The organism is Streptomyces sp. NPDC044002, from assembly GCF_056434525.1.
Window position 1 is genome coordinate 39,715 of record NZ_JBWKEZ010000059.1, and the last position, 9,452, is coordinate 49,166.

8 protein-coding genes are annotated in these 9,452 nt (G+C 74.4%); 3 read left to right on the forward strand and 5 right to left on the reverse strand.

Features of this window, described 5'->3' with window-relative positions; all coding sequences use genetic code 11:
• Window positions 1–109: 109 nt before the first annotated feature.
• The 3 genes from AC07A6_RS32430 to AC07A6_RS32440 all read right to left on the reverse strand — a co-directional run bounded on the left by AC07A6_RS32430 (window position 110) and on the right by AC07A6_RS32440 (window position 3,052).
• A complete protein-coding gene (locus AC07A6_RS32430; protein WP_007262928.1) occupies window positions 110–484 on the reverse strand; it encodes an RNA polymerase-binding protein RbpA in 375 nt (124 codons plus the stop codon).
• 347 nt (window positions 485–831) lie between these two features.
• On the reverse strand, window positions 832–2,214 hold the full coding sequence (locus AC07A6_RS32435) for an MFS transporter (RefSeq protein ID WP_386275380.1): 1,383 nt from the start codon (window positions 2,212–2,214) through the stop codon (window positions 832–834).
• Between the two features lie 67 nt (window positions 2,215–2,281).
• Window positions 2,282–3,052: a glycerophosphodiester phosphodiesterase family protein gene (locus AC07A6_RS32440; protein WP_362467479.1), complete on the reverse strand. Its 771-nt coding sequence runs from the start codon at window positions 3,050–3,052 to the stop codon at window positions 2,282–2,284.
• Window positions 3,053–3,233: 181 nt separating this feature from the next.
• Here AC07A6_RS32440 and AC07A6_RS32445 point away from each other — a divergent pair, with 181 nt between their 5' ends.
• Window positions 3,234–4,736: an SCO1417 family PLP biosynthesis transcription factor gene (locus AC07A6_RS32445; RefSeq protein ID WP_362467480.1), complete on the forward strand. Its 1,503-nt coding sequence runs from the start codon at window positions 3,234–3,236 to the stop codon at window positions 4,734–4,736.
• A 22-nt stretch (window positions 4,737–4,758) separates the two neighbouring features.
• Here AC07A6_RS32445 and AC07A6_RS32450 read toward each other — a convergent pair whose 3' ends face one another.
• Window positions 4,759–6,381: a hypothetical protein gene (locus AC07A6_RS32450; protein ID WP_478779518.1), complete on the reverse strand. Its 1,623-nt coding sequence runs from the start codon at window positions 6,379–6,381 to the stop codon at window positions 4,759–4,761.
• A gap of 169 nt (window positions 6,382–6,550) precedes the next feature.
• A complete protein-coding gene (locus tag AC07A6_RS32455; RefSeq protein ID WP_007262923.1) occupies window positions 6,551–6,745 on the reverse strand; it encodes a hypothetical protein in 195 nt (64 codons plus the stop codon).
• A gap of 350 nt (window positions 6,746–7,095) precedes the next feature.
• On the opposite strand from AC07A6_RS32455, the gene AC07A6_RS32460 reads away from it, so the two are divergent.
• Both AC07A6_RS32460 and AC07A6_RS32465 read left to right on the forward strand, forming a co-directional pair.
• Entirely contained in the window at window positions 7,096–7,497 is a 402-nt protein-coding gene (locus AC07A6_RS32460; RefSeq protein WP_125818261.1) for an ankyrin repeat domain-containing protein, read from the forward strand.
• A gap of 342 nt (window positions 7,498–7,839) precedes the next feature.
• Window positions 7,840–9,237 carry a HEAT repeat domain-containing protein gene (locus AC07A6_RS32465; protein ID WP_478779519.1) on the forward strand — a complete coding sequence of 466 codons (1,398 nt, stop codon included), beginning with the start codon at window positions 7,840–7,842 and terminating at the stop codon, window positions 9,235–9,237.
• Window positions 9,238–9,452: the final 215 nt, after the last annotated feature.

Below are 9,452 nucleotides of genomic sequence, written 5' to 3' on the forward strand. Positions count from 1 at the left end.
GCGAATCCCAAGAAAGAACCCCGCCCACACCCCCCCCACCCCCACCCCCACCCGCCCCCCCCCCCCCCCCGCCCCCCCCCCCCCCCTGCTACTGCTTGGTGCCCGCGGGTCAGGCGGACTTGCGGCTGTCGCGCGGATGCACGGCGATGTTCATGGCGCCGGAGCGCAGGACGGCCAGCCGCTCGGCCAGCACCTCCTCCAGCTCCTCGCGGGTGCGCCGCTCCATGAGCATGTCCCAGTGCGTTCGCGCAGGCTTGCCCTTCTTCTCTTCGGGCCCGTCCCCGTCCACCAGGAGTGCCATGGCGCCGCACGCCTTGCACTCCCACTCCGGCGGAATCTCTGCCTCAACCGAGAACGGCATCTCAAATCGATGTCCGTTCTGGCATGCGTACTCCACCGCCTGGCGCGGGGCCAGATCGATGCCGCGGTCCGTCTCGTAGCTGGTAACCACGAGCCGCGTACCGCGGAGAGCTCGCTCACTCATGAATCGTGCCTCCCGGGCTTGTCGCCCACAGGACAGGTGTCGCTGTCGTCGTCATCCGGTCAACGTCCGGTCGGCGGTATAGATTCCCGCTCCGGGTCAATGCGTCGCCCGTCGTGCCGCCCCTTGTTGTACCCACCAGTGCCCGTTTTGTCACATCTGGCAGCAGATGTCACCCAACGTCTGTACTTCTAATACGCGCAGTAACGGTCCGCCTGGCAGGCCAAAGGCGTACACTACCGGCCCTTTGCCGCAACGTCGAAATTCGTTCGGGATTCGTTCGTGAGTCCGGATCCCCGGCGGGCGGCGGAGGGGCCGGATCCGGGCCCGCCCGGGCCCGGATCCGCGCATCAGAGGCGTACCGGAACAGGATTGCCCGCCGCCTCCACCGCGCGCCGCACCGGCACCCGGGCGAGCAGCACGAAACCCAGTGCGAAGAACACCACCAGCGAGATGATCGCGTCCCGGTAGCTGCCCGTGACCTGGTACGTCAGGCCGAAGACCAGCGGCCCCACCCAGCTCAGCCCCCGGTCGCTCATCTCGTACGCCGAGAAGTACTCGGCCTCCTTGCCCGCCGGCACCAGGTGCGAGAACAGCGAACGCGACAGCGCCTGGCTGCCGCCCAGCACCAGCCCGATCATCGCGGCGAGCGCGAAGAACCACACCGGGGTCCGGGCCGGCAGGAAGTACCCCGCCGCCAGCGTCAGCGCCCACGCGGCCAGCGAGCCCAGGATCGTCCGCTTCGCCCCGTACACCCGGGCCAGCCGGCCCATCGCCAGCGCGCCGGCCACCGCCAGCACCTGGACCAGCAGCACCGCGCCGATCAGCGTGGACTGCTCCAGCTCCAGCTCCTCGGAGCCGTAGACCGAGGCCTGGGAGATCACGGTCTGCACGCCGTCGTTGTAGATCAGGTACGCGAGCAGGAACGACAGGGTCAGCGGGTAGCGCCGCATGTCCTTGAGGGTGGCCACCAGCTGCTTCCACCCGCTGACGGCCGGAGCGCCGCCCGCCTCCCGGACCACCGCCCGGTCCCGCAGCCGGCGCAGCGGGATCAGCGCGAAGGCCCCCCACCACAGGCCCGCCGAGGCCAGGCAGATCCGTACGGCCTCGCTCTCGGAGAGGCCGAAGGAGTCGTGGCCCAGGTACAGCGCCAGGTTCACCACGAGCATCAGCGAGCCCGCCGTGTAGCCGAAGGCCCAGCCCCGGGAGGAGACGGTGTCCCGCTCGTCGGGGGTGGAGATCTGCGGCAGGTAGGCGTTGTAGAGCACCATCGACACGGACAGGGCCGCGTTCGCGACGATCAGCAGGAACCCGCCCAGCAGGTAGCGCTCGCCGCCGAGGAGGAACATGGCCGCCGTCGCCGTGGCGCCGGTGTACGCGGCCACGGCCAGCAGCGGCTTCTTGCGCCCCGTCCGGTCGGCGATCGCGCCCGCCATCGGCATCAGCAGCACGGCGAGGATCACCGACGCCGACACCGAGTACGCGAAGAAGGATCCGGCCCGCACCGGGATCCCCAGCGGGTGGACGTAGCCCTCCGCGTCCGCGGCGGCCTTCGCCACCGAGGTCAGGTACGGGCCCAGGAACACCGTCAGCACGCTCGCCGAGTACACGGACACGGCGAAGTCGTAGAAGTACCAGCCCCGCTGTTCCCGCTTGCGTGCGGCCGCCGCCTCCGCGGACGGTCTGCCGTCCTCGGAGGCGGGCTCCGTCCCGTCCGTCGTCTGCGCGCTCATCCGAGAGCCCCCTCGCTGTTCCCCGTACCGCACGGCCGCGGGCGCCCGCGACGGCGGCCGGGCGGTGTCAGGCCCAGGCGCCGCGCCGGTCCAGCACCGTGCGCAAGATGTCGATCCGGTCGGTCATGATGCCATCGACGCCCAGGTCGAGGAGAGCCTCCATGCGTTCCGGTTCGTTCACGGTCCACACGTGCACCTGGAGTCCCCGCTCGTGCGCGGTCCGTACGAAGCGCCGGTCGACCACCCGGATGCCCGCCTGGGTCTCCGGGACCTGGGCCGCCACCGCGCCGACGCGCAGGGCCGCCGGGATCGCGAAGGAGCGCAGCCGCAGCCCGACCACCCCGCGCACCCCGTACGAGGTCGCCAGCCGGGGCCCCGCGATCTTCTGCGCCCGGGCCACCCGGCTCTCCGAGAAGGAGCCCACGCACACCCGGTCCCAGACCCCGGCCCGCGCGATCAGGTTCACCAGCGGGTGCAGGGCCGACTCGTCCTTGACGTCCACGTTCCAGCGGGCCTCGGGGAACTGCTCCAGCAGGTCCTCGAAGAGGGCCAGCGGCTCGGTCCCCGCCACCCGCGCCTCGCGCACCCGGCTCCACGGCAGCTCCCGGATCCGGCCGCTCATGTCGGTCACCCGGTCCAGCGTGGCGTCGTGGAACGCCACCAGCTTCCCGTCCGCCGTCGCGTGCACATCGGTCTCGAAGTACCGGTAGCCCGCCCCGGCGGCCCTGCGGAAGGCGGCGGCGGTGTTCTCCAGCCCGTCCGCGGCCCCGCCCCGGTGGGCGAAGGGGATGGGGGCCGGATGGTCCAGGTAGGGGTGCCGGAGGCGTACGTGAGTCACGGCCGCAGTATGCCCAATGCTCCCCGCCGCAGGGGAGCGCCGCGTACCCGCCCGGCGCCCGCGTCCCACCCCCCTGGCCGGAATGGACCGGCCCATGACAGTCTGGGGCCCCGCGAACAATCCAATACCGGCCCCGGGACCCAGGTCCGGAGGCCAATCCGACGAAGGTGGACCGGACGCCATGGCTCAGTGGACCTCAGCGGTCGGTGCCGCACAGCTCGCCCGGCTCATCGGCTCCCAGCAGGACCGGCCCGCGCCCCCCGGCGCCCGCAAGCCGCCCGCGTACCGCACCCTGGCCGACGGCATCCGGCTGCTCGTCCTGGAGGGCCGCGTCCCCGTCGCCGCCCGGCTGCCCGCCGAGCGGGAGCTGGCCGCCGCCCTCTCGCTGAGCCGCACCACCGTCGCCGCCGCGTACGAGGCGCTGCGCGGCGAGGGCTTCCTGGAGTCCCGCCGGGGCGCCGGCAGCTGGACCTCCGTACCGGCGGGGAACCCGCTGCCGGCCCGCGGCCTGGAGCCGCTGCCCCCCGAGTCCCTCGGCTCGATGATCGACCTCGGCTGCGCCGCCCTCCCGGCCCCCGAGCCCTGGCTGACCAAGGCCGTCCAGGGCGCCCTGGAGGAGCTCCCGCCCTACGCGCACACCCACGGGGACTACCCGGCGGGCCTGCCCGCGCTGCGCCGGATGCTCGCCGACCGTTACACCGAGCGGGGCATCCCGACCATGCCCGAGCAGATCATGGTCACCACCGGCGCGATGGGCGCCATAGACGCCATCTGCAGCCTCTTCGCCGGCCGGGGCGAACGGATCGCCGTGGAGTCCCCCTCCTACGCCAACATCCTCCAGCTGATGCGCGCCGCCGAGGCCCGCCTCGTGCCGGTGGCGATGGGGACGGGGCTGACCGGCTGGGACATGGACGTCTGGCGGCAGGTGCTGCGCGACTCGGCCCCCCGCCTGGCCTACGTCGTCGCCGACTTCCACAACCCGACCGGCGCCCTGGCATCGGAGGACAAGCGCCGCGCGATGGTCGAGGCGGCCCGCTCCGCCGGGACCGTGCTGATCGCCGACGAGACCATGGCCGAACTCCAGCTGGACCCGGACCTCGCCATGCCCCGCCCGGTCTGCTCCTTCGACCCGGCCGGCTCCACCGTGATCACCGTCGGCTCCGCCAGCAAGGCCTTCTGGGCCGGCATGCGGATCGGGTGGGTCCGCGCGGCCCCCGACGTCATCCGCAGCCTGGTCGCCGCGCGGGCGTACGCGGACCTGGGCACCCCGGTGCTCGAACAGCTCGCGGTGAACTGGCTGATGCGCACCGGCGGCTGGGAGGAGGCCGTCGGGATGCGCCGCGCCCAGGCCCGGGAGAACCGGGACGCCCTGGTCGCGGCGGTGCGCCGGGAGCTGCCGGACTGGGAGTACGAGGTGCCGAGCGGCGGGCTCACGCTGTGGGCCCGGGCCGGCGGCCTGTCCGGGTCGCGGCTGGCCGAGGTGGGGGAGCGGGTCGGCGTACGCGTCCCCTCGGGCCCCCGGTTCGGCGTGGACGGGGCCTTCGAGGGCTACGTCCGGCTGCCGTTCACGGTCGGCGGGCCGGTGGCCGAGGAGGCCGCCGTCCGCCTGGCCGCCGCGGCCAGGCTCGTCGGCACGGGGGCGGGCGGCAGCGGGGCGGAGCCCCCGCGCACCTTCGTCGCGTAGGAGGGTGCCGGGCGGGGCTCCCCTACGGCGCCTCCGCCGGGACCTCCGGGATCTCCGAGGCGTCGATCGAGGAGGGCTGCGGCTGGACCTGGAGCGGCCTGCACGGGACCGGCGGCCCCTCGCCGCCCCGGCCCGGCGCCTGCCGCTCCGGCAGCAGCTCCAGCACCGCCTGCCGGTGGGCGGGGTGCGCGGCGTCGTCGTACGGGTCCGGCGTGGCCGGCACCTGGAGGCGGTGCACGGGCCCGGTGCCCAGCCGCGCGTACCCCCGGCCCGGCGGCAGCTGCGGCGGCGGGGTGGTGTGCGGCGGCAGCCCCAGCACGTCGGCGACCTGCTGGACCGGTGCGGGCCCCAGGACCACCCGGGCGCGGGTGTGCTGCCAGACGGCGTCGTTCAGCAGCTCCAGGTGGTCGAAGTGCTCGGCGACGACCACCGTCACGTGCGCCGCGCGCCCGTGCCGCAGCGGCACCTGCAACTGGGCGAGGGGGTCGGGGCGGCCGTCGGCGGCGGCCAGGTGCGCGAGCACGCTCGGCCGGTCCAGCAGGATCCACAGCGGGCGCCGGGAGTCCTCGGGCGCGGGGCGGCCCGCCTCCCGGGCCCGGTGCGTGGCGATCAGCCGCCGCTCGGTCTCGTGCGCCGCCCACTCGACCGAGGCCAGCGCCCCGGTGGGGCCGCACTCGACGGCGAGCACCCCCGCCCGGCCGGCCAGGCAGGCGTACTCGCCGCTGCCGCCGCCCTCGACGATCATCACGTCGCCGCCCTGGCCCAGGGCCTGGAGGGCGATCGAGCGCAGCAGGGTGGAGGTGCCGCTGCCCGGCTGGCCGACGGCCAGCAGGTGCGGTTCGGCGGAGCGCGGTCCGGTCCGCCAGATCACGGGCGGCACGTCGGCCGGCTCCTCCCCCTCCAGCACGGGCACGGTGCGCTGCACTCCGCCGGGGTCGGTGAAGCCGAGGACGGTCTCGCCCGGCGAGGTCACGAACTGCTGGGCGGCGATGTCGGTGGGCAGCGCGGCCAGCACCCGCAGGTCGAGCCGGTTGCCCTCCTCGTCCCAGTCGAAGAGGTACTCCCGGCCGCGCCCGGCCTTGGCGTGCAGCAGGGCCTCGATCCGGGCCCGCGAGGCGGTCTCGCCGTCGGTGAAGTAGGCCGGGTAGCGGATGCGGAGCCGGCTCACCCGGCCCGCGCCGTCGAACTCGTAGCCGCTGAAGGCCTCCTCCCAGGCCCCGCCGTGGGAGAACAGCGGGCTGGGGTCCTCGGGGGCGGAGAAGTAGGGCACCAGCGCCTCGTACAGCGAGCGCAGCCGTTCGGCCTCGGCGTCGCCGGGCCCGGAGCCGGCCGGGGAGCGGTCGCGCCCGTGCCAGGCGGCGGCCGCCATGACGCTGATCAGGGCGCCGAGGGGGCCGTAGGGGACGATCGCGACCACGAGGACGCAGGCGGCCCCGAGGAACAGCGCCGGACCGCGCTTGTCCTTCGGGGTCGCCGCCCACCTGCGCCGCCCGGCGGAGGCCAGGACGCGCAGGCCGCGTCCGATGACGATGAGCGGGTGGAGCACGTCGGTGGCGTTGTCGGCAGCCGTACGGGCGAGGTCGCGTCCCCGGGTGAGCGACACGCTGCCGCTGCTGAGGATGCGGGGGAGGGGGCGCCGGGCCACGGTCGTCTCCTGGAGTGGTGGTGGTGCGGGACGGTGGCGTCAGGGCCCGGGCGGTGGCGGGCTGGGCGGAACCCAGGCGGCCGTGGCCGCGGGCCTGATCGTGGAGGGCCCGTGCGGGGTCGGAGCCCCGGCGGGGCCGGCACCCGTGCGGGCCTGGAGCCCCGGCGGGCTAGAGCTTGATCCCGCCGAGCAGGCTCGCGAGGCTGGCCGTGCTGGCCGTGATGCTCGGGGCGATGGCGGAGCCGGCCAGGAAGAAGCCGAACAGCGCGCAGACGAAGGCGTGCGTCAGCTTCATCCCGTCCTTCTTGAAGAACAGGAAGCAGATGATGCCGAGCAGGACGACACCTGAGATGGACAGGACCATGTGACGTTCTCCTGATGAGTCGAGGCTCCTGGTGGGTGGGTACGGTCACCATCAGTTGTTCCAGGCTCACAGGAAGTATCAATGCGATAAAAGGTGCATACGGGTGAATCCTGGGTTTTTTCACTTGACCGGACGCGCCTGACTGGCGCGGCCGGCGAACACGGTGTGGGTTCGCCGCCGCCAGGCATCCTTGCCTCGGACCGCCCCCGTCATGTCCCGGGACGGGCGCTACCCTGGCGATTCACCCGTACGGACGCAGTGCCGTGCGCCGCCCTGCCCTCCCCGCCTGGGGAAACTCCTTCCGGAGGGCGGCAAGCCGACAAGCCCGAGACCGAAAGGCGGTACGACCGATGAGCGAGCACCAGGACGCCCCCGACGAGGACGTCGTCGAACTGGCCGGCAAGATCTTCGACCTCGCCCGTCAGGGTGAGGCCGCGACGCTGGCCGCCTACCTGGACGCCGGCGTTCCGGCCAATCTCACCAACGACCGCGGCGACACCCTCGTCATGCTCGCCGCCTACCACGGCCACGCCGAGGCCGTCACGGTCCTGCTGGAGCGCGGCGCCGAGGCGGACCGCGCCAACGACCGGGGCCAGACCCCCCTCGCGGGCGCCGTCTTCAAGGGCGAGGAGGCTGTCATCCGCGCGCTCCTCGCCGGCGGGGCCGACCCCCACGCCGGAACCCCCTCCGCGGTGGACACGGCGCGCATGTTCAACAAGGCCGACCTGCTGGAACTCTTCGGAGCCAAGTAGTCCGCTTTTTCCGGGGCGCCGCCGGGCCCCGACGGGCCCCGCCACCTCACGGCTTGGTCACGACGCCCTTAAATGTGGTCGCGGCGCACAAACCGCCTGGGTCATCATGGCGTCGGATTCGATTCGCGGACATGACGGACGGGCAGGAGCGGGCTGGACACGACGGGTGTCCACACCCACCCCTGCCGCACCGGCCGCCGTGGTCGCGAAGCACCGACGAGAGTGAGAAGGCAATGGTCTACATCGAGCTGAACCAGACGGCGGACGTCCTCACATGCTGTTACGCGGCTCTGTGAATCCCGATTCCCGGTCGCGTCCCCAGCTTGATTTGAGGCCATCCCCATGTTCGAACCAGTCATAGCGCCGAGCGGCACCCTGCTCGGGCTCCTCCAGCGGGGCCGCGGCGACGGCACGCTGCACGCCCTCGCCGCACCCAGGCCCGAGGCCCTCGCGGCCCTCAACCAGTGCGTGCTGCACGACCCGCGCCAGGACTGGCAGGTCGAGAACCGCTCCCTGTACTACGCGCGCCTGTACCTGGACCTCGACGGCCCCCTCGGCGAGATCGAGGCCCACCTCTTCGGCGCGGACGACCTCTTCGACGAGGAGGACCACCGGACCGGCCTCGCCCTGTCCGTCCTCGGGCACCTCGCCTCCTACGGCCGCGACGACGCCCTCATGCTGCTGCGCCGCTACGCCGCCTCCGGGTCCAACTGGGCCTGGGCGCTCGACGAGCTCGCCCTGCGCGACGACGACGGGGGACTGCGCTCCCTCGCCGCACCCGTCCTCGCCCGGTTCCCCGCGACCCCCGAGGGCGAGGCGCGGCTGGCCGCCGCCGTCCGCGACGCCTACGAGCCCCGCCCATGGGCCCTGTGGGAGGAGCTGCCCGCCTACGCGGAACGCCTGCGCGCCGCCCGCCAGCAGGGCTCCTTCGACCGCTGGCAGCGCCAGATGACCCCCAGCGGCCCCCGCCCCGGCTGGGGCGTCCAGGCCGTCTTCGACTGGGCCGCCGACGGGCTGCGCCGGGGCACCCCGCTGCACGTGCCCGCCGCGCGCTGCCTGGCCGCCGTGGCCGCCCCCGAGGACCGGCCCGCCATCCTCGCGGCCGCCGCCGGAGCCTGTGGCGAGGCCGCCCGGGCCACCGCCCTGCACCACCTGGTCCTCGCCGAACCGGAGAACCCGGCCGTCCTGGACCTCATCGAAGCCGCCGGGGACGAGCCCGCCGTGGCCGCCTACGAGCGCATGTGCGGCCCCGCCGCCCTCGACCGGGCCCGGCTCTGGGTCCACCGCCCCGACGCCCTCGGAGCGGCCGCCGCGGCCCTCCTCGCGGCCCGTGGCGGCACCGACGACGCCGGACTGGTCCTCGGCGCCCTCCGCAACACCGTCCGCGGCTCCGGCCCGGACTCCGTCCGCCTCTTCGCGCTGGTCGACGGCGCGGGCCGGCTCTCCATCGGCTGCGCCGCCCCCGTCCTGCGGCACGTCTACCGCGAGACGGCCTCCTCCCACCTGCGCGGCCGTGCGGCCCGCGCCCTGGCCGCCACCGACCCCACCTTCGCGGCGGGCTTCGCGGTCGAATGCCTCTGGGACTGCGAGGAGACCACCCGCGAGGTCGCGGCCCGCCACGCGGAGACCGCCGACGCCCGGGTGGCCCCCCGGCTGCGCCGCCTGGCGGCCGACCCGGCGGAGGAGGAAGACGTCCAGTCGGCCGTCCGCAGCCGCATCACCCCCGAGTCGGCCGTGTAGCCCCGGGCCCGGCGGCGGCCGCCCCGGTCCCGGGTGGGTGTGCTCCGGCTGCCGGCGGCCCGGCCGCGCGGGTGGCTGCGCCGGCGGGCCGGGTGTGCCGCTGCGCGGGGCCGGGTCCCCTACCCGCCCTTCGCCCGTTCCCCGGGGCTGCGCCCCGGACCCCTGCTGGGGGCTCCGCCCCCAGACCCCCGCGCCTCAAACGCCGGCGGGGCTAT